The following is a 25981-nucleotide window of genomic DNA, read 5'->3' on the forward strand; positions in this document are numbered from 1 at the left end:
GGGATAATCCTACATTAGCGACTCCCTCTTAAACCCTTGAAACCTTTAGTTTAAGTATCAATACTTCACAATCTACTTCTATAACCCAACAAAAAATTATTAATAAATCAGTAATCTCTCTTGTTTCCCTTTTTTACAAAGTCCCAATCTACCTCTATATTTTTTCTAACCCGTTGAAGAAGCTGAAAAATAGTTTCTGTTTCTTCGGGGGATAATCCAGATAGTGCAACCTTATTGGAATATTCCCCCTCTCTCTTTAAAAAGGGATAAACATTCTTAGCTTTATCAGTTGGAAATAGTTTTTTTATTTTTTTATTAATCTCATCGTCTCTCTTTTCAATAAATCCTTGTATTTCAAGTTTTTGTATTGCCCGAGCTGCTGTTGTCCGGTCTACTTTTATCATTTCTGCTAACTTTTCTTGAATAATTCCTGGATTTTCACATATTCGAACTAGGTACAAATACTGTCCTTTTGTTAAGTTATATTCTTTAAATTCTATATTACTTATAGAATCTAATGCCCTAGCTATCATTCCAATTTCATGAAGAATTTCCTTCATAAAAAACCTCCGAATTTTGTTGCATTTACAACAAAATTATTTTCATATATACTTTTCTGTGATGATTAATTTAATTATGACTTGTTTAAATAAATAAATCCAGAAAGGGAAGAAGATAATTGGAAGTAAAAAAAATAACTAAGGATAATGACCTGAAAAAAGCATTTTATATTAGAAAAGAAGTATTTGTTGGGGAACAAGGCGTACAACTAGAAGATGAATTTGATGAATATGACACACTGGATGGACAATGTGAACATATATTAGTTTATTACAATGAACAACCAGTCGGAACGGGAAGGATAAGAGTTCTAGATGGCTTTGGTAATCTAGAGAGAATTTGTATCTTAGAACCTTTCCGTAAATTTGGTCTTGGAAAAATAATTATTAGTGCGTTAGAAGAAATTGCGGAAGAAAAGGGAGTGCTCCAGGTTAAATTACACGGACAAACGCAGGCAGAAGGTTTTTATAAGAAACTTGGTTATCGGACTTCATCTAATATATTTATGGAAGATGGAATCCCACACATTTTAATGCTAAAAGAATTTACTACAAAATAATGATGAATAGGTCGAGTAAAGCGAAATATGCTCTTTATGTATTAGGAATTTTAATATTAACCCTTGGTATTTCTTTCACTATACAATCAGAGCTTGGAACATCACCTTTTGATGCACTTTTGGTCGGTCTATCCATAAACGTAGGTCTTACTGTGGGAAGTTGGGAAATAATCATTGCATTAATACTAATATGTTGTAATTCATTATTAAAAAGACAAAGACCTGAAGTTTTAGGATTGTTAACTGCATTTATAACGGGTATTTGTATTGATATGTGGCTTTTTTTATTACACAATTTGATAACACCTGAACTATGGTTCGGCAAACTTGTTTGTTTTGGAATCGGCTTAAATGTTATAGGTTTAGGAACTGCAATTTATTTACACACAAATTTTGCACCGATTCCAATTGACCGTTTAACATTAATCATACAAGAATTAACAAGAACAAATATACTGTTTTCGAGAACATTCATTTACCTCGCATTCTTGATAATAGCAATGATATTTAATGGACCTATTGGCGTTGGAACTTTATTAACCGTTTGTTTAGGGGGGATAATACTTAATTTCTTTATGACATTTACTAAACGCATACTAACAAACTCTAGTACATCACCTGATTATGATACTGATAAAAACCATTCAATATAGAATGGTTTTTATTTTTTCTTGTTCTACAAACCTGCTTCTTTAGTTTAACAAGAATAAAAATGAGCTACCTCAGTAACTTCCTTCTTCAACTCTACTGCCCTTTAGTTGAAGAACTTAAAAAGGTTGCCGCAGCAACCCAATATCATCTTCAACTCTTGCACCCGTTAATTGAACAAAAAATCTTAACACATAATAATGATTATTCTATAACAAAAGATAAGACTTTCAATATAACATCTTGTCATACTGTAAGGTGAGAAATTAGTGGGTTATATTTTAAAGTTTATATAGGTGGAACAATATTGGTATCAAACCGCTCTGGTAACCACTGGAGCGGTGCTACTAATTAATTCTGGACGTATTCAGCAATTACAATATTTCGATATACCCTTCTGTCCCATGCACTCGAATTCGTTGCCCATCTTTTATCAATTTGGTGGCATTTTCCACTCCAACAACTGCTGGTAAGCCATATTCACGTGCGATAACTGCTCCATGGGTCATCAGTCCACCAACTTCGGTGACTAGTCCTTTTATGGATACAAACAATGGTGTCCAGCTAGGGTCAGTGTATAAGGTAACTAATATATCTCCATCTTCTAGATCAGTATCTTCCATGTTTAAGATGACACGAGCGCGTCCCTCTATAACTCCGGAAGAAACAGGTAGACCTACAATAGCTTCGGCTGGGAGATTTTCTCGTTTGTACTCACCTGCAATGATTTCACCATCAGACGTGATAACACGTGGGGGAGTTAGTTTTTCATAAAATTTATACTCGTCTTTTCGTTTGTTGATGATCTGGTAATCCAGTTTATTGGTGCGTACGACTTCGTGAAGTTCTTCAAAAGTAAGATAGTATATATCTTCTTTTTCATGAATAACGCCCTCTTGTACAAGTTGTTCGGCTTCTTTCAATAAAGTCTGCTTATAAACGAAGTAGCGATTAATCATGCCATATTTTGGATATTCCCTAAACCCGCTGAAATTCCGGATTAGGTCGATCATTCGTTTTGTTTCTTTAGCTTTTTGTTCACCATCCGGTAATTGCTTCAATCGATCTAATAACTCTTGTTCTTTTTTCAAAGCAACACGCAGCCCTTGCTCAAATTTCCGTTTGCTAGCATTAGGCTCAAAGTTTTTGATGTTATTGAGAATCATGGGGACAAGTGTAATTGGTTTTTCACTCCAACGAGTTTTAGTAATATCGATTTCTCCAGCACATCGCATTCCGTATTTGTTGAGATAAGCTATTATTGCATCTTGGGTTTCCTGTCCACCATCAAACTTAACCAGTTCATCCAAAAAATGATCATCTTTTACATGTTGTAAATAATCAATTACTTCTGGATAAGGACGAATAACATCTGCGACATCCAAAAGCTCAAGACCCATTTCCGAAGTAATATTGTTTGGCACAGATTGAGAAAGCGTGTCTGCTACGTTTTTTTCACCTAACCACTTATTCATTTTTTCATTGATCCATAAAGAAGCATTCATAGCAGCCATAATCACACCAGAACTTTGTGGGTCAAATAAAATCTTCTTTAATGCTTGAATATCTTCTAGAATAAAATCAAATAAATCTGATCCTGATTTCGTTGGGATGTTTTGTTTTAACTCTTCTATCGATGTTTGACTACTCTTAATCAAATCAGAAACGATTGTCGGATCGTTTTCGATTTGTGCTTGAAATCCTGCAGACGACATACCTTTATTGCTTTTACCAGGACTCTGTTCTTTTTTATCATTTGGTAACGATTTTATAAAATCTCCTCGCTCTATTATGGTCATAAGTGCGTCTTTTATGAGCGGATCGGATTGTCCCAGGGTATCTATTATATTTTTTCTGCTAACAGGTGAAGCCAACATATGTGTTACATCAACAAACAACCTTCCACCAGCTTTACGCATGGGTGCAGGAGTTGTTAACAGGAAAAAAGACAATCCTAATGGTTTCATGGGGTCGGTCATCATCTGTTGATGACCAACAGATACATAGACGTGATTTTCTTGGGTCTTCACTTCAGGGATGGGGTATAAAGTAGTGATTGGCCGACTCTGGACAATATAAAATGTATCATCTGCCAAACACCACTCGATATCTTGTGGGCAACCAAAATAAGCTTCAATCTGTCTTCCTATGCGTGCTAGTTGTAATATTTGTTGCTCAGTAAGTGTTTGAGTCTTTTGCTGATCCGGATCGATCTGCTTTGTCTCTGTTCCGCCTTCTTTTAGTCCATAGATAGCCAATTTCTTGGTTGCTATCATCTTATCAACGATTTCCTCTTCCTGTACTTTATAACAATCGGCAGAGACCAAGCCTGAGACCAGTGCTTCTCCAAGTCCAAAACTGGCATCGATTGATAGTAGCTTTCGGTTAGAAGTAATCGGATCGGCGGTAAATAAAATCCCTGATGCCTGTGGGAAAACCATCCGTTGAATGATAACGGATAAATACACTTGGCTTTGGTCAAATCCGTTTTGCATACGGTAGATTACCGCACGATCCGTAAATAGGGAAGCCCAACATTTGCTGATATGCTGCAAGATTGCTTCTTTTCCGATGATATTTAAATAGGTGTCTTGTTGACCAGCAAAAGAGGCATGTGGTAAATCTTCAGCAGTGGCACTAGAACGCACTGCATATGCATGTTCATCGCCAAACTGGGAGAGATAATGAGCTACTGCGCCCACAACATCGGAAGGAATTTCTACTTCCATAATGATTTGTCTAATCTTCCTGCTGATTTCACCAATTTGATCTCGATCCTCTATTTTTAGCATTGTTAGTTGATCCAACAAAGCTTGAAACGTTTCGTTTTGTTCGATGGCTTTTTGATATCCTACTGTTGTAATACAAAATCCTTCTGGTACTTGTATTCCTTGAATTTTTGATAATTCCCCTAAATTTCTCCCTTTTCCACCAACGAGCAAAAGCTGTGTTTTTTCTATTTCCTGAAAACCGAGAGCCAAAGAACTCATTCTACATCTCTCCTAACCATTAATGTTCTATTGATTTTACCAGTAGAAAATGGGAATAAATAGTCTATATTTACCATTTTTTATATGCTATAATTAAAATAGGAAGAGTACAAAAAAATATCCAGACCTTACCATACAGTAAACTGATGCCCCGGTTCATCTCTTTGAAAGCAGCTCATATACCTTTTAGCCCACAATGATTATAATTAACTTTTTTCCATTTAATCTATTTATTTTTCCAAAAACACCTTACATTAATATTAGATTTCAAGCTCTTATTAAACTAACCTGCATCTGTTAGCTGAATAAGAAAAGCCGCCAAGAATGGCAGCTAATTGTTCAGCTCAAGCACCCGTTTGTTAAACAAGGAACGCGATACTCTTGTTATTCAAGCATCGCAACCTTAAATTTAATTAAAAGCAAATAAAATTTTAATAGTTAGAAATTTCTATCAGATTACCATCTGGATCCCTAGTATAAATAGAGGTTATTGATCCTAATGCTCCTGTTCTTTTTACTGGACCTATTTCAATAGATGCTCCGTAACTATCTAAATGGTTAATCACATCTAACATAGGAACATCTGTGATAAAACATAAATCAGCAGTACCAGACATGGGTAATTTTGCTTTTGGTTCGAACTCTTTGCCTACTTCATGTAGGTTTATTTTCTGCTCTCCAAAATGTAGTGCTTTTCTTCCCTCTCCAAATGTGATAACTTCCATTCCTAAAACTTGGTTATAAAATTCACATGTTTTATCAATATTCTTTACAGTCAAAACCAAATGATCTAATTTAGAGATTTCCATTGGATCACTCCTTTTTATTCTTTAAAGCAAGTAATACGACTTTCAATTCAGCAATCCTGCACCGTTAGGAAATAAAAAAAAGCTGCCAAAGCAGCATTCCTATAGTAAACATCCGTACTACTTGTCAATGTCTCAACGCATCATAAATCGAATAATCCACCTCACCTGAAATATTTGCCATACCATTTTCACACAACTCCATAGCCATCAAATTCTCCTCAGAAGGTGGAAGATTTTTCTTGGACGCATATATTCCGAATTCAGTTGACGTTCTAAATCCAAAGCGTTGATAGTAACGATAATCTCCTTCAACAATTATTCCCTTATATCCCATTTTAGCAGCTAATTTAATACCTTCCTGTAACATATACTTACCAACACCCTGACGTTGATAAGTAATTGCTACTGAAACTGGTGATAGCATCAATATCTCATTTTCATACTTATTACTAATTGGAAGTTTTGAAAGGATAAAGTGTCCTATAATTACACCTTCTTCCTCAACAACTAAATCAAGCTGGGGAATGTAATATTGTTTTTCTCGGATCTCTTTTACTAAAGCTTTTTCAGCTACTCCGTCCGAATAAACGGTATTTTTGAATACCTCATATACAAAGTCTTCAATAAAACTATATTCTTCTTTATCAATTAATCTTATTTTCATTATTACCCCTCCAATGTGCAGTTACAATTTTACTAAGTAAAAGAACTATTCTTGCTACAGAATCGCGCCCAATTGTTGAAGATGACAATATACTTTAAAACGTGTGAGTACATGACAGATATAAGTTTTAATCACCACCTACTTATTTAGTCAGTAAAGGTTGAGTCATACATTTATTGTTAAAATAGTCAAATTCCTTATAAAAGTCATTGGCATCGAATGTGTCCAATGCAAATGTAGTATATGTTATTTCTCGATAATCAAATATACATTCCATTAACCATTTTCCTAGCCCATTACCTCTGTATTTATCATCTATAACCACATCTAAAATCTATGAAAAAACAGCTTTATCTGTAACTGCTCTCGCAAACCCAATTTGTTTACCACTAAGGTATAACCCATACGAAAGAGAGTTGTTAATACTTTTTTCAATCGTTTCTATTATTCTATTGAAGCCCAATATGTTGTAGAAAGTAACTTTTTGACAGCATCTAAATTTATAAGTTGGATATTGTCACTAACCATAAAATCATCTTTACACACTCCATTAATGCTCCCCTAAATTTATACATAGCGATTACTTAATATTCTCCATATAGAGTGTTATTACCTGCTTGTTCCCAATCCTGCCCTTTATCAATAATAAATAAGCGAATCTTCTTATTGAAGATTCGCGCTCTATTGTTGAAGATCGTTATTCAACTAACGCACCCGTTAGTCATAATGAACGAAACGGCTCCCATCGCTTAACGTAGGTTGCACTTGGTCATAATGTTACTGCCCAAAATAAAAACCAAGTGTAGAGCTACACACGAAAAGGAGCCGAATATTATGAAGGATGTACAAAAATTTGTTGGTTTAGACGTATCTAAAGATAAAATTGCTGTTGCGATTGCTGATCCTGGTCGTGGTGAACCTAGATTTCATGGAACTATTCAAAATAAACCCGAAGACATTCGCAAACTAATGAAAAAGTTAGGAAATCCTGACAACCTATTAGTATGTTATGAAGCAGGGTCTACTGGATATGGAATTTACCGATTACTTCTTTCAATGGATATTGAATGTATGGTTGTGGCACCCTCTCTTATCCCAAAGCGATCTGGCGATCGTGTAAAAACAGATAAGAGAGATTCTATTAGATTAGCTCAGCTACTTCGTGCTGGAGAGCTTACTTCTGTATGGGTTCCAGATGAAGATCATGAAGCATTAAGAGACTTAATTCGTGCACGTCATGATGCTCGTGAGGATTTACAAAGTTCTCGTCAGAGACTTATTCACTTCTTACTTCGCAATGAAATACGTCCTCCGCAAGGAGTACGAAATTGGTCTGTAAAACATCGTGAATGGTTAAAACGATTAACATTTGAAAGAGCTTCTCATCGTATTGTTTTTCAAGAATATCTCCATGCAATTTATGAAGTTGAAGATCGTATGAAACGTATCGAATCACAGATTCATGAAGAAGCCCTTCAAAGTGAACATGCTCCCGTCATACAAGCACTTCAAACCTTAAGAGGAGTTGCTGAAATTACGGCAGTTACGTTAGTTGCGGAAATCGGACAATTTTCAAGGTTTTCAAGTCCTAGACAATTAATGTCCTATGCTGGTCTTGTTCCGAAGGAATATTCAAGTGGGTCTAGCCGTTGGCAAGGTTCGATTACTAAGACCGGAAACTCCCAAATTCGTCGTTCCATAGTAGAAGTTTGTTGGTCTTATCGTCACCGACCATCTCTTAAAGGTGAATTGCTTAAACGTCAAGAAAACCAAGATCCAGAGGCAAAACGAATTGCTTGGAAGGCTCAACACCGTCTTCATATGAAATATCATCGCATCTCTGCTAAAGGAAAAGGTGGAAAAGTAGCTGTTGTTGCTGTCGCTCGAGAATTACTTGGCTTTATTTGGGCTATAGCTTGTTCTATTGAGGATAAACTAGTAAATGATTCGAATGCTGCTTAAGTAGATTGAAAGTAAGACATATATGAAATTTTTTATTAAGTAATAACTTTGTGATTGTAAATTAAAGATTTGGCTCGAAGGCAAACCCCCGGGAAGGAGAACCCTCAAGTTGAAATATGCACTAAGTCTAAGGACTGAACGTGCGCCGTTAGTCAGAGGCAGCTCCGTGACGGATGGAGTGAAATGTGGTACCCAACCCACGCATATCAGTTTGTATACCACCGTCAGCGTTTTGCCTTCGTGCCAAGTTTTTAAGGTTATCCTGTTCAACTTTATGCATTGTATCTATTTCGGATTTAGCTTATCAAGGGAAAGTACGCCCTTGACAAGCTAAATCCGAAAGGATATTTGGGTCTATAAGTTGAACAAGGAATAACTCTATTCATATTGAATAAAGCACCAACTAAAAACATTTGGGTGTGCGTGGGTTGACTGTTTCGTTCATATCAGTTCAACAAGCAAAAAGATCGCCTTAGCGATCTCCATCTTTAACTCTAGCCCCTGTTAGCAAAACAAGTTAATTTAGTATTAGGGTAATGTTTTTATAATATATTCTTTTATTGAACATCTCTACGCAATTCTATCTTTTTTTTCTAGGACCTAAAATTAATTTGATTGCTGTTCTACTTTCATTATTGATTAAAATATCTGTAAATGCAGGAACAAAAACCAGATTAACACCACTAGGAGCTATGAATCCTCTTGCAATTGCAATGGCTTTAATCGCTTGATTTAAAGCACCTGCTCCAATCACTTGAATTTCTGTAACTCCTGTTACACTTATTACGCCTGCAATAGCACCTGCAACTGAATTTGGGTTTGATTTTGATGATACTTTCAATACCTTATCCATATTAATTTTTCCCCCTGTTATTTAATCTCTTGATATGATCACTGGAAAGTATTTAATTAACGTATCTTTAATCATATTCAAATTCAAATCAAACAGAACTATTGAACTTATTCCTTTGATACTTGTTGTGTTATCCTGCATCTGTACTCAAATTAAAAATTAGGCATTCCTTGTTTAAGGAATGCCTCCGTTAGTTTAAGTGAACTTATTCACAATGTTACATTTCAATTGGAGAATGACAAGAATGTCATTTATATTTAACCCTTAAAAATGTATAACCCCGTCCTAAAATTAGGACAGGGTTAACATAAAATTGATTTATTCTTAATAAAACACTTCACCAAACTTAAATCTTACCAATAAAGTCGTTAAGAACTAGGTTACTTCGTCATGAAGTTACTTCTGCATTATCTGAATAAGGTTGCCGCATGTATCGTCGAAGACAGCTATTGTGACTTCGCCCATTTTTGTCGGTTCCATAGTAAACTTAACGCCTTTTTTCATTAATCGTTCGTACTCTTTTCGAATATCTGCAACGCCAAACATTGTTGCTGGGATGCCCTCAGCAGATATCTTCTTTTGATACTCCTTTGCGGCAGGGTGTTCATTCGGTTCGAGTAAAAGCTCGGTACCGTCTTGTTCATCGGGAGAAACAAGCGTTATCCACCTAAATTTCCCCATGGGAACGTCATGCTTTTTTACAAATCCCAGCTTTTCTGAATAAAATTCCAGTGCCTTGTCTTGGTCTTGTACGAATATACTTGTAACAATGATTTTCATAATGTTTTGCCTCCTTTGATATTTACCACGTTGGTGCTCTGCAAACAATCTGGCTCCAAGCAGAAAAATCCCTACATTCGTCAGAAGTTTTTAACGAAAATTACTCTATCCATCCTTTAAGCAAATTTTTAAGTGGTTCGTTGTTAAATATAACTACTCGATATTTTCCCATTCTTTTTGATTTTACGAGCCCAGCATCTTCCAATACAGATAGATGTTTTGCAATCGCTTGTCGCGAAATGGAAAGGTCGTGCTTCATAATGAGACGTACCATAAGTTCATACAATGTCAGCTCGTTGCGTTCGGATAGTTCGTCTAATATAAGCCGCCGAGTCGAGTCGCCAAGTGCTTTGAATATAGCTTCTTTGTCCCAATTCATATATCGAGTATAAGCAACTCTACGGTTGCTTGTCAAGAACAAGCAACTGTATGGTTGCGTGATAAAGGAACCGTATCATGCAATCTTAACAATTTAAAGTCTCATAATTGTAGTTTGAACCATTATAGAAATATAAACTGAATTTCAACAAAAAAGTGCATTAATCCTCATTGGATCAACACACTAGTTAGATTTATAAGCATCTTGTATGTTTTTTTATTTAAAACGTTCTTATCCAACTCCCGTTAGTTACATAAGAAAAAGAGCTGATCGTGATCGTCACAGCTCATTAAAGCTATAGTACCTTTTAGTTGAATTAATCAAGTAACCTTCTATTGATAAGTACGTACACAATTGTTAATAAAATCATCATAGCAATTATAAGAATCGTTAATTCATAAGGATAGTCAATAAACTATTGACAACTACTAACAACTAACAACTAACAACTAACAATCCTAATGGTAGAAAAAAAGTTCCACCTGTTAATGTACCTTATATGGACTTATTTTTTATCATCTTTTCATTAAATCCTGCTAACAACCAGGTTTGCTTTTTTACAGCTACTAAGTTCGACACAAGTAAAAGAGCTATACCAATTACGAATAATCCATAATCCACCTTTTCACCCCCAAAGACCACTTTATTTCCTGCTACTTTTTTATACGAACTAAAAAGGTAAAGTTCCCTTTTTTTTGAACTAACTTGCCCCATTAGTTCAAGAAGAAAAAGAGATACGAAGTAACTGCCACCGTTAGGCGATATGTAATTCCTCTTTTGTTTCTAAATTTTATCTGTACTATGTGCGTTTTCTTCCTCTATAACTATACTATAAGAAATATTAAGTTTATCCCAAACCCAATTCTGAAATAATTCTTCTATAACTTTTTTTATTTCGGTATCATCCATATTCTCGTCAATCCATAATTTTTCAAAAGTGAACGTTTCTGCTTCCATCGAATCTTTATATTTTGTACCAACTGAAAAGGTAACTATTTTTACCCATTTAATTATCCTCCGTTTGAATTTAGCCTATAATAAACTGTTTATAGTATCTCTTCTTCTTCAATAAACCTCCATCTATAGTTGAAAAATAAATAGATTGCCTAAGATTATTTCAAAAATTACAGAGCAAATTAATATCCATATCGTTTCTATACGTAAAAAAGAACTTACTACACTTCGATGCTTTATGTCGGCAATTTTTTTAGCTACTTGGAGATTGATTGGTATAAATAATAAAGAAAATAGAAATCCTCCTGAAACAGAAATAAAAAAATGAATAACTCCCAAATTAGTAGTTAATTCTGCTACACTACTTCCTATTATGTAGACAGGTAAACCAGCCCATATAAAAAATGTTAGAAATGATAATAATGACACAATTACAAGTAACATAGAGTTCCTTTTTAGCACAGTTAAATAACTCTGGAAATACAAAATCATCAATCCTCTCCTTATATAAAACTTATAATTTATATTTTACTATAAATACCAATTCTCATTTTTAATTTTTCTTCAACTATCCTGCCCGTTACTTTAAGTACATTTTTTCACAAACTACTCCCAAATCTCATCTAATTTATACGAATAGAAATCTATTGTTTTTTTATAACTTAATATTTCATCATCGGTTGTTGTAACTATTAAGCATTTTAGTAACAACTCCATCGCTTTACTATGCTCGTTCAAATTATATTAGGGCATCGAATAGAACGTTTGAATTGTCCTATTGTTTGGAAAAGATCCAATTCCCTTAAGAAATGTACTTGTGACTTTTTATATTTTCCTAATGTTCTATATGTACTCCCTAATCCCAATAAGGCTCCTTCCAATTCCTTTGAAGACAAACCTAATTTGATTGCATTTTCATAAAAGGGAACTGCTTTCGATTCTTCTCCTAATAAATCAAAACTACAAGTACATTGATAGTTATTTGACGCATTATCGGGGAACTTCTGTACCAGTTTCATAAGTAATTCGTCGTTAGATTCTTTATGATTTCCACTTTTCCGTAAAACAATAGCTTTATCTAATTCTTTTTCCATCATTTGCAACTCCGTCTCTAATCTATTTGTTTCACTAACCTGCTCCTTTAGTTGGTTGAAGAACGATAAAAAAAGATTGCCGCAGCAACCCAATTAAAATTTAAAGTTAACTTCTTTTATGTAATACCTTAACAGCTTTATGTTCTTTTTTTACATATATATTATATTGTGTATCATCTTTAAATCGTTCATTACGACTATTAAAAGCTCTAATGGGAGTTTCAATTTTATACTTTATTCCTTCTTCTTTTAATTTTGCAATAATCTTAAAGTATTCCTCGTTACCATATGTAGAGTATATTTGTTTCCAATTCCTGTTGGAGAAGGTTCGAATCAAAGAAATAATAATGAATACAGAAGCAAGAATTGCAATTGTTATGTACATTCTAATTCGCCCCCTAATAAAAATGTTCATTACCATTTCTGTAAATAATATGTAATTCCTTTTTCAACTGTACTGCCCGTTACTGAAATAAGAAAAAGCGTCTCCACTTTTGTAGAAACGCACCCGTCAGCACAATAAAACTTACATTTCAAAAGAGTAATCCCTCTCAACTTTACAAACTCGAACATTGTAATTTTTATACCATTCTATCTTACCTTTTTCTTGAGCTACTATATGGGACGAATTTTGTTTCCAACTGTTAATGTCTTCTAAAGACTCCCAATATGAAACAGTTATACCTAACTCATTATCTCTTGCACTTTCAATACCTAAAAATCCTTGTTGCTTTGAAGCCAACTCTTCCATTGCTTGTGCCATTTTTCCATATCCATTATCAACATCAGTTCTTTGTGATGTAAATATCACTGCATAATATGGTGGTTGTGGTTTTTTCTCATTTCCGTTCATCTATTAAATCCCCCCATTAGTTATTTGAATTCCAATTCTCAATAACTTATATATGTATTCTCTATTTGTTCGTGTATATTTGTAATGCTTAGCGACTCATTAGTAAAGGAGTTTAGGTACCCAATGACTATATCATCATATTTATCTAATTTAAAATTCCCTTGTAAAACAACACCATAAGCATATTTATTAATTTCCTCTAGGTATATTTCAAATATTTGACTTGGGAATATATCTCGAAATTTTTTAGGTTTGTTTTTTAGTTTTATTTTAACTGCATACGGAAGCTGTTCCCCATAAATCCGCTGGTCAAAATTGAGTGCTTTTAAAATTATTTTTTCTACTCTTTCAATATCTGCTTCTGAATTAATCTTCTTAAATTCTTCAAACAATAATGTACTAATTTTGGATATAGACTTGTTCAATTAATCCCCTCCTAAAAGTCCACCTTTACATCTATAATAAAACAAATTCTTGTTCAACTAAACTGCGTCTATAGTTCAATAAGAAAAGCTGCCTAAAAAGCCAGCTGGATATTAAAGTAACGCACCCTTTAGTTTAGGTACAATATTTCACAATCTCTTGTGTAATAAGAATGAAGGCGATCAATTCATACTAGAAAAATTTTTTGACGTAAAGCAGATCGAGGTGTTTATTTATGCTTTAAAAGCAACAAATGTTTAAAAGCATCCAAACTGGTTCTTTTGGATGCCTTTTGTCAAAATCTGATACGTACACTATAAAATGATCGTTGGGAATAATTACTTCTCTGTTGCTGTATTTCCCATTGCAATAGAAATTCTATTCCAACTGTTGATTTGATTAATAATTAGAATAAGGTCAACATATTGTCTTTCGTCATAATATTCACGTACTCGTTGATAAAGCTCATCTGGTACACGTTTTGTTGGGATTAAAGTCACGTATTCTGTCAACTCAAGAGCTACTTTTTCCGCATCTGAATAAAATGTAGACTCTCTCCAGGCACTAATACAATATAAACGTTGTTCCGTTTCTCCCATTTTTCTAGCATCTGCCGTGTGCATGTTAATACAGTATGCACAACCATTTATTTGAGAAGCCCGAATTTTTATAAGTTCACGAAGTTTACGGTCTATACCTGTAGTTTTCGTATACTTCTCCATTTCCATCATGATTTTAAGTGCTTCTGGTGCTACATTGTAATAATCGATTCGTTGTTCCATTTTAATTACCTCCCTAAAAAGCTTAGTTTACTCTGCATTTTATACCTTTCCCTTTAATTCAAAAGGTCGCTGATTTTTCTAGTTTAGAAAGATTGTGAGTTAATATAACCTACTAATTCCTTTTCAGCTGATTTCATTATTTCTTCTTTGTCGTTAGTAGACATGTCTAAGCCTTGAGCACGTATTAATTTCATTTGGTTAATCCCCATCATGTGCAATACTCCGCGCATATATTGTGGCGCAATATCTAAATTTACATATCGGTAATTAGTATCATATTCACTACCACTCGTAAGGATAAATGTGACCTTGGTAGTTTCGTCTGACATTAATCCAACCGAACCAGTTTCAGTGTATTTGAATGTTTCTCTAGATGTTAGAATATTATCCAGATAGTCTTTAAACTTTGCAGGCACATTCCAATTATGCAAAGGCATGTAAATATAAATATAATCTGCTGACTTCCATTGTTTTATTAATTTATATTGTGCTTCATGACTTTTTAATCGTTCAGCAAACATTTCTTTAGGATTAGTAAAATTTAAAGTATCAGCAGTAATTTGCGGGATAAAATTATTTGGATCGTAGACATTTAATACTTCGATTGTTCCTTGACCATTTAATTTTTCTTGTAAAGTTTTTAAACCAACATCTGCTAAACGGTTTGCTGCTCTTTTTTGATTATTGTAATCAGGATGAGCCATTAGCTGTAAAATATTCATCGTTCCACCTCTATTAGTTTGATTATTGTAGACCTCTTAAATAGGTTTTAATTAGAGACTAAGTTAATCGGCGATTAACATTATTCATATTAAATGTTATAATTATTTTTGTCAATTGAACAAACTTACCCAAGAGAGAGGTTTCATTTATTTGACTAGTACTCTAAATTCTCCTAAGATACAATTAATATTCCTTAATCAAAAGTAGGTGAATTTATATGCAATATAGTGTAGGAGTAGAATATGCTTTACATTGTCTGGTTTATTTAATTGATGTTCCTTCCAAGGAAAGTGTTGGGATAAAGGATTTAGCAGAATTCCAAGGACTTTCTGAGACATTTCTTTCAAAAGTTTTCGGTAAATTATCTAAGGCTGGAATTGTAAGTTCTGTCCCTGGTGTAAAGGGAGGATATAGGTTATCTAAGTCCCCAGAAGATATTTCCTTTTGGGATGTAGTTGAAGCAGTTGAAGGTCCTAAGCCTATTTTTCAATGTAAAAATATTAAAGAAAATGGTTATTTGTATAGAGAAGGCTGCTGTTCAGCTCCCTCATTTTGTACCATCAATTTAGTTATGCTCTCTGCGGAAGAAAAAATGCGTGATGATTTACGTAGTAAAACTCTTTCATGGTTAAATGAAGAACTTAATCGTGTCTTGCCCAAACAAATACGTGAAGATACCCGGAAATTTTTTTCGAAAAGTAGCATATAAAAAAACTCTCTAAATACCTTAAATAAGGTATTTAGAGAGTTTTTTTAATCCAAGGGAAACATTCCTTCGATTTTCTATTAATAATCACAACTAATTCTCAACTAACCTGCTAATTAGTTCAAGAAGAGTTGAAATTTCACTCTTCTCGTTGCTTTTCTTTTGATAGAGTAAAGTATATTCCAAGAATAACAACAATAATTAAAAAGGCGTAAGTTACAAAAGGTAATTCATCTGACCACGCTAATGTAAGTCCTACAGATTTCATATGTACTGCTGCTTCAGTAATAGAAACGGATATTTGATTTAATGCATCCAAAATTAGATAAGTTTTAATCCCTTGTTCAAATATCCTGCTCCGTTAGCTCGATAAGAAAATGCGACACATCGTTTTAGAAGTATCGCACCCGTTAGTTGAAAAAAACCTTAAGTTACTCAGCTAAAAATTCATCAATATATTCTTTCAATTCTTCCTTAATCTCTTCAAAAGTTTCATCAAGTAATTCACCGATAATTTTGCTACCAGGAATTTTTTTTGAAATGGGCATTCCCAAGAAAGAACGTTCGCATTCCCATATTTTAATGGTATGTAAATCTTTAAGTTCTTCATTTTTTTCAGCAATTCCTATTGAAACTGAGGAACTGTATCCAGGTATAAAGGGGTCGTTGCCCTCTTTATCGAATACAGCATCAAAATCTAAATTTTTCTTAGCAAAAACAGATTTATATTCACTTAACAATCTTTCGATATAGTCTTTTAATGTCAATTCGGTATTTTTAATCTTTTCCATTAGTTCTTCAGTGAAATCCGTTTGTTGAAATTTCATATAAAAATCACTTCTCTTCAAATAGGATAACTTAAAAATTCGTTCAATCAGTTAAAAATCCTTATTGAACTAAACTGCACCTTTAGGTCAATAAAAAAGGCACTTAATCCTTCTTAAAGATAAGCACCCGTTAATTGAAAAAATAGCCATAATTCAATATTTTTTGTAATCCTTCTTTAGCTAGTGTATCTTACTAAAAACCTATTTCATTGCGTACATCTGATGAGGTTTTTTTCCTGTAATTAGACAATATAAATTGAAAATGCCAACTCCAATTAAAGCACTTAGAGTATTCAATATGACATCATCAATATCAGTAGCCCTTCCACTTTCTCCCCATTTGAAACCTGAAACAATATATGAATTTAGTAGCTGGAAAATCTCAATTCCTATTGATACCACAAATAACTTTAAAACAGTTGTTTTTTTCCTGTTGGTTATTTTCAACGTTAATAGTGCAAATGCAAATGGAGTAAGTAAAAATAAGTTGCCCAAAATCTGTATTACCATAACTGGAGCAAAAATTGGACCAAAAAATGTATTCAGAGTTGTTTTAAAAGGAATTAAATTAATCTGATTGAACGGTAGTGTATGTATTCCTAGATATTCCATTACTAAGAAATAGGTAATATTTATGTATGTTACAAAATGATGAAGAATGAATAGATATAATATAAAACCCACATAAATGAGAAAATCGAAAAGTGTATGAATATGTATTTTTCTATTGAACCAAAAAATCAAACCTAATATCAAACAACCATTTACCAAAATTGTGGTTAAATCCATCAACAAATTATTTTTGTACGTAACAACAGGAATTAACAACCATCCCATATATATAACTGCTATTAAAAAGGTTGTTAAAATTTTAATTTTGAAATTGTTAAAGTTTTGCATAGAGTACCCCCTTCATTACTAATAAAAAAAACTAAGCTTCCTTCTTATATTAGAAGGAAAAAGCGATACCTTCTTTAATAAATTATCGCACCCTTTAGTTTAAGTACATTTCTTCACAAATTTAGCCTTTATTACAGAAGTTCTGCCCCGTTAGCATAATAAGTTCCATAAATAATGGCTAAATCCTCCTTGATCAACACACCCGTTTGTTCAACAAGAATCCTTCCACCACTCTCCTTTTCTATCAAAGTAATCTGGAATTATTTATATAATTAACGACAATTAAATGTTACTTTATAATGACGAAGGGAAAGGTGGGAAAGCATATTAAAAGTTTAATTATTGGTTTTGTTATAATACTTTTAGTTGGAGGTACCATTTATATGTTTAATAAAAAAAACAACAACTATAATGAAGCACTATATGCAGCGGGAATGAATTTTGATTTTGAAGAAGTAGAACCTTTTTTAAAACATTTATCATCCTCAATATTGGATTCAGGTTTTAGTCAAGACGAAATCAATACTATTCAATCTGAATTTGACATAATGAAACACAATGAGGTTAAAGAAATTGGAACCTTTGATGTTATTTATAAAGGAAAGCCGACAAAAATACGAATTGAAGGCGAAGTTCATATTCAAGAAGGTCCTAAAGGAGTTCTACTTAAAGAAGTTGTTCTTTATATGTATAGTTTTCAAGAATTAGTTGACATCATAGATGAAGAAATGCTTAAAACTGAAGAAGAAGTGGAGTAATAAGAGATGGTGTAATTTACATCTCTTTCTATAACTAACCTACTTACTTTAGTTGAATAAGAAAAAGCTACCTAAGTTGGCAGCTGATCTTTAACATAAGTACCCGTTACTTGAAGAACAGATGTATTATCCAATAATCGGAATTTGTTTTTTGAGAATAAATCATCGACCGATATTTTGTGTTTGTAAAAATATTTACTGGTAGCTCTTTAGAATGCGTACTTATATAGACCAAAATACAATGGACCGAGTAAAAGTACAAATACTACAGCAATAATGATGTATTTGACTGGAGGTGAAACATCCTCGAACTCCTCTCCGTAGTCAGCTAGGAAGAAGCTGTATATTATGTCCCAAAATAACGCCCCAAAAAACACGATCTGCCATAAAGAAGTATTCATTATTTGGATATTTGTTACGTAACCAAAAAGTCCAATCCAGGTAATAATCGAGATTACAAAATCTAATTTTGCTGGAAAAGTCTTATATTTTCCTTTGATCAGATATCCAATAGCAACAGCACCAAGAATTCCCAAATAAATTGTCCAAAACATATTAACAAACATTATCCATTTCCTCTTTCCTCTGTTTCCCCTGAATCATTAATTCAAGGTTAACCCCTAGTTATTTACGAAAATTATAAATCCTTTTGATTAATTTTGAATACAGGGGATTTTTTCCAAACATTTACCTCTACAGAAATTTGTATAGGACCGTTGAAAAAGTCGCATCTCACTTTATGAAATGCGACTGATTATTCCTAACTTTCACCTATAAACAAGTAATAGAGTTGTTACTTTTTATTCAAGTAAGGCACTTTATAGTTTAAGTGAAAATCTTCACAATCTTTTGTGTAGGAGCATACAAAAAAGACGCCTTCTTACTAAAGAAAAGTGCCCTATTCTAGAAAATCATTATGTAAGATAAAAGATCCACAGATGATAAAGAAAAGTATCCTTTAGTTGAAGAAAGAATTTTCTTTTTAACAATAAGGTAATTATTTATTTCTAAGCCGTTAAGTCATTTTGTTACTTTGATCTTTGGTCAACTTTTATTTATATTTCTAAAAACTAACTAAACTCCAAACTGTTTTAAATGATGGTCAAGGTGCTTGTATATTCCTTTTCCCCATTGCTCGGAAGTAAGTTTACCGAAAAAAGGATGTGGATGAGTCGTACACTTCTCTGGACCATTATTTTGGAAAGTTATAATTTTTTGTTTCAGTTTTTCCTTCTCTGTTTCAAATTCTTTTTCATCTACAATCAAAATGGTCGGAATTGTGGACATATTTTGGGCTAATGGCTTGTCGTTATAAAATATTGGTTTCACAAAGTTTCCTATTAATATTCCTAGCCAACCTCTCGCTGGAAAAGAATGTCCTATTGCAATGTCTTGAAAGGATGAGCAATGTGCTAGCATTTGGGCAACATCCATTTTACCCCATTGGGGTTTTGAATTTGGGCTTAATTTGTCAATACGGTTAAAAATTTCCTCTGTATGCAATTGAATAAAAATATTTTTCATTTGTGCATCTCCCTTTACCAATGATGGGACTATTCGTATCCAGGTGCACCGGTGTATTGGGATGTCCGTGAGCGACCGTAAGTTACTGTCATTGGCGTTTATTTTCTTCGCTTTGCCGGACGATCTCGTCAACGACGTGCTCGATCGGTGCGGTGGCGTCGATTATAATTCCGTTTTTCGGTATGTCTTCTTTCGTTTGGTGCAATCGTGCAATGAGTTCCCGTTCCGTTTTCTTTCCGCCCCACTCATTTTCCGGTCGCTCGTCAAGCCGCCGGTTCAATGTGTCAAGGTCGACCTCGAGGACAAACACACCGTCAAATAGATCTATGAATTTCGAAAAGTTCCTAGAACCACCGCAGAAAAATGTTACCTCCTCATCCTGGTTGGCGACCAATGCTTTTACTTTATCTACATGCCAAATGTGGTGCTCGTGCGTGACGCCATCCGTCCGTGTACCAGTTTCCGGATCGCCTTGATAAGCCAATTCACGGTCACCATTAATGGCATGGTAGCCGCGCCGCTGCAATTCTTTGCAGACCGAAGTTTTGCCGGTGCCGGAAACGCCTTCAATCAGATAATTCCTAATGCCCATGGCTAGACCCTCCATTTCTGTCGTTAAACTGCTTCGTTAGTGCAATAAAAAAGCCTTACTACTTATTGTAGTAAACAACTAAACTGCCCCGTTAACATAAGATGTTCTTATTGAAAAATAATAGCTAATAAGACTAGAAGAAAATCACCAACAATAATGAAAAAATTATTGCTAATATTACATCGTGTTTAAGTGTAGTTTTTAATGTAGGCATCCATTTAATTTTACCTGGAAGGCTAACAAGCCTTCCAATAATAAAAAAGATAACAAAATAACTAAAAAATGTTCCGAGCATAAAATCACCTTTATCAGCGTTTTCTTTTATATTAACATTTTTTGTTAAACTAAACTGCTCCTGTTAGCTCAATAAGAAAATGCGACACCTCATTATGGAAGTATTGCACCCAGTTAGTTTAATAAGCCTCTCTATTTAAAAGAAAATTAATCATATCTAAACCAATACCACTAATTATCATTCTCTCTTTCCTATTACCTAATAATTTCTGGGACCAATCAACAATACCGCCATCCCCTATATTAATTTCCTGTTCATTTAATTTCATTATGATGGTGAAATGTAATCCTTGATAGTAAAGATTATCCCTTACTACTTTGTTTTTTAGTAAACTAACGTCAGATTTTTCATTGATGTGTTCGCTCAGCTTTTGTATTAAGCCTTCACTGTCATTATATCCCCTTGATGCGTTTATTTTAACTGTTATATCGGTATTAAATACTGTTTTGAATATTTTTCGATATACATCTATATGTTCTAAAAAAGCTTGTTTTTCAAAGGAATAGCCACCCTTATCTCTTCCTGAAGAGACCATACAAAAAATATTAAAGTGAGGTACAAGTCCTGGTTTGTCAAACTTTTGTGCACGGATATGTCTATGTGATGTACAAAAGCGTATTAGATCAGAATCGTGATTCATCTTTCCTTTTTTTATCAAATCACATATATGTAAGGCTAATAAATTGGTCGCATCTGATACTACTTCTGTTCCTCTTAATGCGGATATTACTTTATTTTGGTCAGCTGTTGCTACGACCGAGCAAGATCCAAGGGGAGAAACAGGGGAAATCTGAATAGGAGTGTATAAAGAACTTCGGGCAATCATCAATAAATCTATCTCTAATTGTCTCAACCAGATAGGGTCTATGTCGGCAGGATGAACAAATCTGTTCATCGAATATTTTTTGAGTAATTCACTTGGCGAGATATCGTTTGTTCTTTTTCTAAACACTTCAAGTAAAAGAGTATTTAAGTCAGAATAAGGAATTTTACTTCCTAATATTTCCATCAAATTTCCTATACCTATATCTTCCAAAATTCTTTGTATTGCTTTCAACGCCTTATTTTCCATATTAGCCTCCTTGTTGAATAGAGTATTTTCAATTTTGTATATTTAGTTCGATTTTATAGTAGAAATTCCTCTTTTATTCAACTAACCTATCATTTAGTTTAAGTACATTTTCTTCACAATCTCACATAAATAACCAGTTTTTTTGAAAGTCTTATTCAATTAAATGACCCTTTTGGAATTAAATAGCCTTTTGTTGAAGAAGAATAGAGTATTCCCCTTCTTTTCTTTAGTCCACTTATTCATAATATTTTGTTCGGTTAGTTATAGTAGCCTCAGAAACTGCGAATAAATAAAAAAGGGTACCATCGGCAATAAACCAATTGGTATCCCTTCAATCCATATCATTTTTATTCCTTCACACGAACAATTGATAACCCTTGTCCAACGGCAGTATAATAGATTCCAAATTAGGATCATTCGCCTTACGTTCATTAAATGACTTTACATACTAGACAAAAATTTTAAAAAAAAGAAAGAACTTGGAGTTTTTCCAAGTTCTCTATCGTTCGTTGTATAGGTAGTGTAGGAAAGTACAAAAAGATTTCATAGGATTACTCCTGAAAAATTCCCTCTCAGCACTTCCTTTCCATGTTGATTTCCGCATACAAAGGAGGCAGATATACATGTCCTATTTTCCTGCTTTTCGAATTGCTCAATTGGTTACTTCACAAATTATAGTATCACCAGTAAATACTGGTCTTAAAAACTCAAAATTCATTGTACGAGCGAGTACATTGTAATCACCGCCTATTTTTGTCGGCAATGTAGCGGTTAGTAATCCCTGTACGACAAGTCTTCCCTGTTCATCTGGAGTAACATGGTGAGAGCCTTCATCACCTGAAATCTTGATAAACAATGCCACATCTTCTGGTGTGAAGGTCCGTTTAAATTCAATAATAGCACCTCTTTTAAAGACAATTTTGTTCCCCCCTATATTTGAAATACATTTAACTCCACTTCAATTGAAATGTGACATATATTCATAGGCAGTTGTACCATATACGCTTTTAAAGTGTTTATTTAAATGGGTTAAATCAACAAAACCACATTCCGCTACTGCTGAATAAATATCTCCATTTTTCTCTATCAACTTCTTTGCACGTTCTACCTTGCAATTAAGAAAGTATTGGTATGGGGAAATTCCAGTATGAGCCTTGAATAATCTGATAAACTGAAATTTTGATACATGAAGCTCTTTGCATATGTCGTCCAGTTTCATTACATTTTCTAAGTTTGTATGAAGCATTTCCTTTGCTTTTCTAATTAGAGCGTCTTCTTTCTTAGAGTTGGTAGAAAGATTGGTTTGCATAAGACTGTCTGCGAGGGATAACAGTAATTCACTGCACAACGCTTCATCTTTTCCGCCTAAAATTGCATCTGAAAGGCTTAATATTCTTTGCTCAAGTCTATAATCATATACAATAGGGGAGGAAAAACGCACTATATCCTTTTTCTCAATAACCTCTAAAAGAAGTTGTGGTTCAATATATAACATAACATAATCAAGCCCTGTTTTATCATGTGCCATTCCGTCATGTGCCTGTTCTGGATTAAAAAGCATCACACCATTTTGATAGGATAATTGTAAACTGCCATCCAAGTTATACTCTTGAATACCACGCAATGTTACACCTATTGCATACTCCTTGTGAGAATGCTTTTTATACGTAAAATCAGTGATACTAGCTGACAACGCAGTAATACCTGCCGATTTTTTATAGATAAATTTTTCCATTTAATCCACCCCTCTATCTACATCCAAATCATTATAGCAGAATACGCTAAAAATAATGCCATCAGCACATTAACAAACTTTTGATGCTTCTGTAAAAACTCCTTAAACAATGCACCAAAAAGTACCCATGTAATAAATGCTAAAAATCCAATAACAGTTATAGCTATAACACTTATTGGAACCGTAGGCATTGAGACACGGTAGGGCATAATATAGGTAGGAATTACAGTCATTGTAAATAGTACCACCTTTGGATTTAAGAACTGCATAAGGAAGCCTGACATAAACGTACCCGTTTGGTTTACAGTTGGTTTTGATGTATCCGTTTTGTAAACTTGATAAGCGAGATAGAGCATATAAAAACTTCCGATTATCTGCATAACAAATAAGATTTTTGGTATTATAGTTACCAGTATCGTATTCAACACAGCAGAAATAACAAGTAAAAAGCCAAACGCAATAGTTGCCCCATACGTATACTCCATTGCCTTTTTTGTCCCAGTATTATGTACTGTGGATAATATGACGATATTAGTGGGTCCTGGTGTAAAAGTTACAATAAAACAGTATAGTAAAAAAGACGTAATATTCATGAGGAACACTCCATTCAAGGTATTCTCATAAATGATACATCTGACAATTACAATTCATATAGTATATTATTGCAAAATTTAGGTAGGCTTTTTTCAACAACCACGTTAGTCGAATAAGAATAAGAAAAAGAAAAAGCGACCCTTCCTTATTTAAAGATTTGTCTAATCTTCCTGCTGATTTCTCCAATTTGATCTCGATCCTCTATTTTTAGCATTGTTAGTTGATCCAACAGTGCTTGAAACATATCGTTTTGTTCGATGGCTTTTTGATATCCTACTGTTGTAATACAAAATCCTTCTGGTACCCCCATTGGTCAACACACTAGTTAAATTTATCAGCATCTTGTCTGTTTTTTTATTTTTAACACGTTCTCATTCAACTAACCTTCCCGTTAGTTATATAAGCAAAAAGCCACCAAAATGGCAGCTTTTTCAACTCTTGCACCCTTTAATGTAATATGAATAAATCTTCACCTTTTTTTGCCAATACGTGAATGTCTTTTATCAGCCGCACTTAGTATAAATAAGGTAGCAACACCCCAAACAATTGCTTGTATAATCGCTGTCCATTTACCAGATGGAAATAAAAAAGACATCAAAAATAAAACGATTGGACTAAATAATATTAAAGAAAAGCCTATTGCAAATGACACCTTTTCAGATAATGCTTTAATTTTATCCAACATTAATTCACCTTCTGTTTTTCTTCTTTGGCTTTAACGTCATTTTTATCAGAAAATTTCATCATAGCTCTGTCAGTTGCTTTCGATTCTAATATTCCACTTGTATCTATAATCAGAGGTTCATTGGTCTTTCGGTCTTCACCTTCATAACAGAAACTAGGTGTATTCCATTTTATGTTCCGTTCTCAAATTCAAATTTAGCTGTATGTACAAAATTTAGACCCTTAGCGAGCCACGGAAACCCCTGGCAGCATAGTAGGATTCTGCTCCATTGTGGTACACAAAGACAGTGTCGTAGCGATGATCACAAAAGATGGCCCCGCCGTGTTTTCTAATATTAGCAGGTGTTTTCACCCAGCTCGATGTTTTCGTATCGAAATTTCCAAGTTTCTGCAACTCCCGGTATTGTTCTTCCGTTAAAAGCTCAATGCCCATGTCAGCAGCCATATGAATAGCGTTATTTTCTGGTTTATGTTTTTTCCTTGACTCCATCGCTTCACGGTCGTAACAAACACTTCTGCGGCCTTTAGGACTTTCCGCTGAACAGTCATAAAAAATGTATTCGCCCGTCTTTTTATCATGACTAACAACATCTGGTTCACCGCCAGTTATTTCCATTTCATTAAGCGACCACAGTTTTTCAGTATTAGCTTCCAGCTTTGCTTGAACTTTCGCCCATTCAAGATCTTTATGGCGGTTCATGTTTTTTTCAAAACGGGCTTTCAATGCTCTGAGTAATTCTTCACGTTGTTCTAGTGACAACTCCTTATTTCTCTTTGTCATATTTGTTTCCCCCTTATTGTTTTTACTCATAATGGTTTAAAGACTAAACTGCTTTTGCTAGCTTAATATCTTCCACAAAAAGAGTACTTCTCCTTCTTGAAGAAAAGCACCCTGTTAGCTTAAGAAGAAACTCTATTTTTACTTGTCTTTGAAAATTTAAATAGTCCAATCAGTAAACATATCATACTCAAAGCCCAAACAACCCCAGAAATCCCTATCTGAAGAGAAATTTCTTCAGATGCCATTGGGTGGTTAAAATCAACGGAAATTGCCTTTATGAAAAAATATATTGCAACTGAGACAAACAGCATATGTAATAATGTCCAGACGTATGCAGAACTGTTATTTTTATTTTTTAACCAGAGAAACGATGCAATTAAAATTGTAATTCCCATTACAATAGAGAAACCGCCGATTAACAAACCGATTACTTCTTGTTCTAATGGCATAGGGTACCCTCCTTCACTTGGATTTTTATA

General features: G+C 33.9%; 31 protein-coding genes and 3 pseudogenes. 5 read left to right on the forward strand and 29 right to left on the reverse strand.

What is annotated here, in order from left to right; translation table 11 throughout:
• Positions 1 to 107: 107 nt before the first annotated feature.
• On the reverse strand, positions 108 to 560 hold the full coding sequence (locus I7822_RS04955; protein ID WP_207975701.1) for a MarR family winged helix-turn-helix transcriptional regulator: 453 nt from the start codon (positions 558 to 560) through the stop codon (positions 108 to 110).
• Positions 561 to 679: 119 nt separating this feature from the next.
• Between I7822_RS04955 and I7822_RS04960 the strand changes: the two genes are divergently transcribed.
• Both I7822_RS04960 and I7822_RS04965 read left to right on the forward strand, forming a co-directional pair.
• Positions 680 to 1120: a GNAT family N-acetyltransferase gene (locus I7822_RS04960; protein WP_207975703.1), complete on the forward strand. Its 441-nt coding sequence runs from the start codon at positions 680 to 682 to the stop codon at positions 1118 to 1120.
• A gap of 2 nt (positions 1121 to 1122) precedes the next feature.
• Positions 1123 to 1773 carry a YczE/YyaS/YitT family protein gene (locus tag I7822_RS04965; protein WP_372442113.1) on the forward strand — a complete coding sequence of 217 codons (651 nt, stop codon included), beginning with the start codon at positions 1123 to 1125 and terminating at the stop codon, positions 1771 to 1773.
• A 369-nt stretch (positions 1774 to 2142) separates the two neighbouring features.
• Here I7822_RS04965 and ppsA read toward each other — a convergent pair whose 3' ends face one another.
• The 3 genes from ppsA to I7822_RS04980 all read right to left on the reverse strand — a co-directional run bounded on the left by ppsA (position 2143) and on the right by I7822_RS04980 (position 6231).
• Positions 2143 to 4758, reverse strand: coding sequence for a phosphoenolpyruvate synthase (gene ppsA, locus I7822_RS04970; RefSeq protein WP_207975707.1), 2616 nt, complete (start codon positions 4756 to 4758; stop codon positions 2143 to 2145).
• A gap of 431 nt (positions 4759 to 5189) precedes the next feature.
• On the reverse strand, positions 5190 to 5567 hold the full coding sequence (locus I7822_RS04975; RefSeq protein WP_207975709.1) for a VOC family protein: 378 nt from the start codon (positions 5565 to 5567) through the stop codon (positions 5190 to 5192).
• 124 nt (positions 5568 to 5691) lie between these two features.
• Entirely contained in the window at positions 5692 to 6231 is a 540-nt protein-coding gene (locus I7822_RS04980; RefSeq protein WP_207975711.1) for a GNAT family N-acetyltransferase, read from the reverse strand.
• 834 nt (positions 6232 to 7065) lie between these two features.
• On the opposite strand from I7822_RS04980, the gene I7822_RS04990 reads away from it, so the two are divergent.
• Positions 7066 to 8193 (forward strand): IS110 family RNA-guided transposase, encoded by a 1128-nt coding sequence (locus I7822_RS04990; protein ID WP_207975713.1) that lies wholly within the window; start codon positions 7066 to 7068, stop codon positions 8191 to 8193.
• Between the two features lie 580 nt (positions 8194 to 8773).
• Here the strand turns inward: I7822_RS04990 and I7822_RS04995 are convergent.
• From I7822_RS04995 to I7822_RS05045, 11 genes and pseudogenes are all read right to left on the reverse strand, one after another.
• On the reverse strand, positions 8774 to 9046 hold the full coding sequence (locus tag I7822_RS04995) for a stage V sporulation protein S (RefSeq protein WP_207975716.1): 273 nt from the start codon (positions 9044 to 9046) through the stop codon (positions 8774 to 8776).
• 396 nt (positions 9047 to 9442) lie between these two features.
• On the reverse strand, positions 9443 to 9826 hold the full coding sequence (glxB, locus tag I7822_RS05000) for a methylglyoxalase (RefSeq protein WP_207975718.1): 384 nt from the start codon (positions 9824 to 9826) through the stop codon (positions 9443 to 9445).
• Between the two features lie 100 nt (positions 9827 to 9926).
• Entirely contained in the window at positions 9927 to 10205 is a 279-nt protein-coding gene (locus tag I7822_RS05005) for an ArsR/SmtB family transcription factor (RefSeq protein ID WP_207976300.1), read from the reverse strand.
• A 495-nt stretch (positions 10206 to 10700) separates the two neighbouring features.
• Positions 10701 to 10847 carry a hypothetical protein gene (locus tag I7822_RS05010; RefSeq protein WP_207975719.1) on the reverse strand — a complete coding sequence of 49 codons (147 nt, stop codon included), beginning with the start codon at positions 10845 to 10847 and terminating at the stop codon, positions 10701 to 10703.
• Positions 10848 to 11285: 438 nt separating this feature from the next.
• Entirely contained in the window at positions 11286 to 11651 is a 366-nt protein-coding gene (locus I7822_RS05015) for a hypothetical protein (protein WP_207975721.1), read from the reverse strand.
• A gap of 114 nt (positions 11652 to 11765) precedes the next feature.
• Positions 11766 to 12253 (reverse strand): annotated as a pseudogene (locus tag I7822_RS05020) (tetratricopeptide repeat protein).
• A gap of 106 nt (positions 12254 to 12359) precedes the next feature.
• Complete coding sequence (locus tag I7822_RS05025) at positions 12360 to 12638, reverse strand: hypothetical protein (RefSeq protein ID WP_207975723.1); 279 nt, start codon at positions 12636 to 12638, stop codon at positions 12360 to 12362.
• Positions 12639 to 12779: 141 nt separating this feature from the next.
• Positions 12780 to 13106 (reverse strand): antibiotic biosynthesis monooxygenase family protein, encoded by a 327-nt coding sequence (locus I7822_RS05030; RefSeq protein ID WP_207975725.1) that lies wholly within the window; start codon positions 13104 to 13106, stop codon positions 12780 to 12782.
• A 38-nt stretch (positions 13107 to 13144) separates the two neighbouring features.
• Positions 13145 to 13531 (reverse strand): hypothetical protein, encoded by a 387-nt coding sequence (locus I7822_RS05035; protein ID WP_207975726.1) that lies wholly within the window; start codon positions 13529 to 13531, stop codon positions 13145 to 13147.
• 336 nt (positions 13532 to 13867) lie between these two features.
• On the reverse strand, positions 13868 to 14311 hold the full coding sequence (locus I7822_RS05040; RefSeq protein WP_207975727.1) for a carboxymuconolactone decarboxylase family protein: 444 nt from the start codon (positions 14309 to 14311) through the stop codon (positions 13868 to 13870).
• An 83-nt stretch (positions 14312 to 14394) separates the two neighbouring features.
• Positions 14395 to 15033: an FMN-dependent NADH-azoreductase gene (locus I7822_RS05045; RefSeq protein WP_207975728.1), complete on the reverse strand. Its 639-nt coding sequence runs from the start codon at positions 15031 to 15033 to the stop codon at positions 14395 to 14397.
• Positions 15034 to 15251: 218 nt separating this feature from the next.
• Between I7822_RS05045 and I7822_RS05050 the strand changes: the two genes are divergently transcribed.
• Entirely contained in the window at positions 15252 to 15743 is a 492-nt protein-coding gene (locus I7822_RS05050; protein WP_207975729.1) for an RrF2 family transcriptional regulator, read from the forward strand.
• Positions 15744 to 15879: 136 nt separating this feature from the next.
• Here I7822_RS05050 and I7822_RS30155 read toward each other — a convergent pair whose 3' ends face one another.
• The 3 genes from I7822_RS30155 to I7822_RS05060 all read right to left on the reverse strand — a co-directional run bounded on the left by I7822_RS30155 (position 15880) and on the right by I7822_RS05060 (position 17467).
• The gene (locus tag I7822_RS30155; protein ID WP_279381915.1) at positions 15880 to 16008 is read right to left on the reverse strand and encodes a hypothetical protein; all 129 of its coding nucleotides are present in this window, start codon (positions 16006 to 16008) and stop codon (positions 15880 to 15882) included.
• A gap of 163 nt (positions 16009 to 16171) precedes the next feature.
• Positions 16172 to 16567 carry a hypothetical protein gene (locus tag I7822_RS05055; protein WP_207975730.1) on the reverse strand — a complete coding sequence of 132 codons (396 nt, stop codon included), beginning with the start codon at positions 16565 to 16567 and terminating at the stop codon, positions 16172 to 16174.
• Positions 16568 to 16768: 201 nt separating this feature from the next.
• The gene (locus I7822_RS05060) at positions 16769 to 17467 is read right to left on the reverse strand and encodes a VanZ family protein (RefSeq protein WP_207975731.1); all 699 of its coding nucleotides are present in this window, start codon (positions 17465 to 17467) and stop codon (positions 16769 to 16771) included.
• Between the two features lie 383 nt (positions 17468 to 17850).
• Here I7822_RS05060 and I7822_RS05065 point away from each other — a divergent pair, with 383 nt between their 5' ends.
• Positions 17851 to 18225, forward strand: coding sequence for a hypothetical protein (locus I7822_RS05065; RefSeq protein ID WP_243459273.1), 375 nt, complete (start codon positions 17851 to 17853; stop codon positions 18223 to 18225).
• A 209-nt stretch (positions 18226 to 18434) separates the two neighbouring features.
• Here the strand turns inward: I7822_RS05065 and I7822_RS05070 are convergent, their stop codons facing one another.
• The 11 genes and pseudogenes from I7822_RS05070 to I7822_RS05120 form a co-directional block, all read right to left on the reverse strand.
• The gene (locus tag I7822_RS05070) at positions 18435 to 18791 is read right to left on the reverse strand and encodes a hypothetical protein (protein WP_207975733.1); all 357 of its coding nucleotides are present in this window, start codon (positions 18789 to 18791) and stop codon (positions 18435 to 18437) included.
• A gap of 508 nt (positions 18792 to 19299) precedes the next feature.
• Complete coding sequence (locus I7822_RS05075) at positions 19300 to 19749, reverse strand: DUF1569 domain-containing protein (protein WP_207975735.1); 450 nt, start codon at positions 19747 to 19749, stop codon at positions 19300 to 19302.
• Positions 19750 to 19837: 88 nt separating this feature from the next.
• Entirely contained in the window at positions 19838 to 20341 is a 504-nt protein-coding gene (locus tag I7822_RS05080; RefSeq protein ID WP_207975736.1) for an ATP-binding protein, read from the reverse strand.
• A 413-nt stretch (positions 20342 to 20754) separates the two neighbouring features.
• Positions 20755 to 21708 (reverse strand): hypothetical protein, encoded by a 954-nt coding sequence (locus I7822_RS05085; RefSeq protein ID WP_207975738.1) that lies wholly within the window; start codon positions 21706 to 21708, stop codon positions 20755 to 20757.
• 543 nt (positions 21709 to 22251) lie between these two features.
• Positions 22252 to 22627, reverse strand: a pseudogene (locus I7822_RS05090) (FAS1-like dehydratase domain-containing protein).
• 39 nt (positions 22628 to 22666) lie between these two features.
• Positions 22667 to 23443: an AraC family transcriptional regulator gene (locus tag I7822_RS05095; RefSeq protein WP_207975740.1), complete on the reverse strand. Its 777-nt coding sequence runs from the start codon at positions 23441 to 23443 to the stop codon at positions 22667 to 22669.
• Between the two features lie 17 nt (positions 23444 to 23460).
• Positions 23461 to 24036 carry a LysE family translocator gene (locus I7822_RS05100; RefSeq protein ID WP_207975742.1) on the reverse strand — a complete coding sequence of 192 codons (576 nt, stop codon included), beginning with the start codon at positions 24034 to 24036 and terminating at the stop codon, positions 23461 to 23463.
• A gap of 155 nt (positions 24037 to 24191) precedes the next feature.
• Positions 24192 to 24341: pseudogene (locus tag I7822_RS30575) on the reverse strand (hypothetical protein); the annotation flags it as partial.
• Positions 24342 to 24506: 165 nt separating this feature from the next.
• Positions 24507 to 24722 carry a hypothetical protein gene (locus tag I7822_RS05110; protein WP_207975744.1) on the reverse strand — a complete coding sequence of 72 codons (216 nt, stop codon included), beginning with the start codon at positions 24720 to 24722 and terminating at the stop codon, positions 24507 to 24509.
• A 213-nt stretch (positions 24723 to 24935) separates the two neighbouring features.
• Positions 24936 to 25502, reverse strand: coding sequence for a DUF4256 domain-containing protein (locus I7822_RS05115; protein WP_207975746.1), 567 nt, complete (start codon positions 25500 to 25502; stop codon positions 24936 to 24938).
• 119 nt (positions 25503 to 25621) lie between these two features.
• On the reverse strand, positions 25622 to 25951 hold the full coding sequence (locus tag I7822_RS05120) for a hypothetical protein (protein WP_207975748.1): 330 nt from the start codon (positions 25949 to 25951) through the stop codon (positions 25622 to 25624).
• Positions 25952 to 25981 lie beyond the last annotated feature (30 nt).

The organism is Metabacillus bambusae (genome assembly GCF_017497975.1).
Lineage (GTDB): Bacteria > Bacillota > Bacilli > Bacillales > Bacillaceae > Metabacillus > Metabacillus bambusae.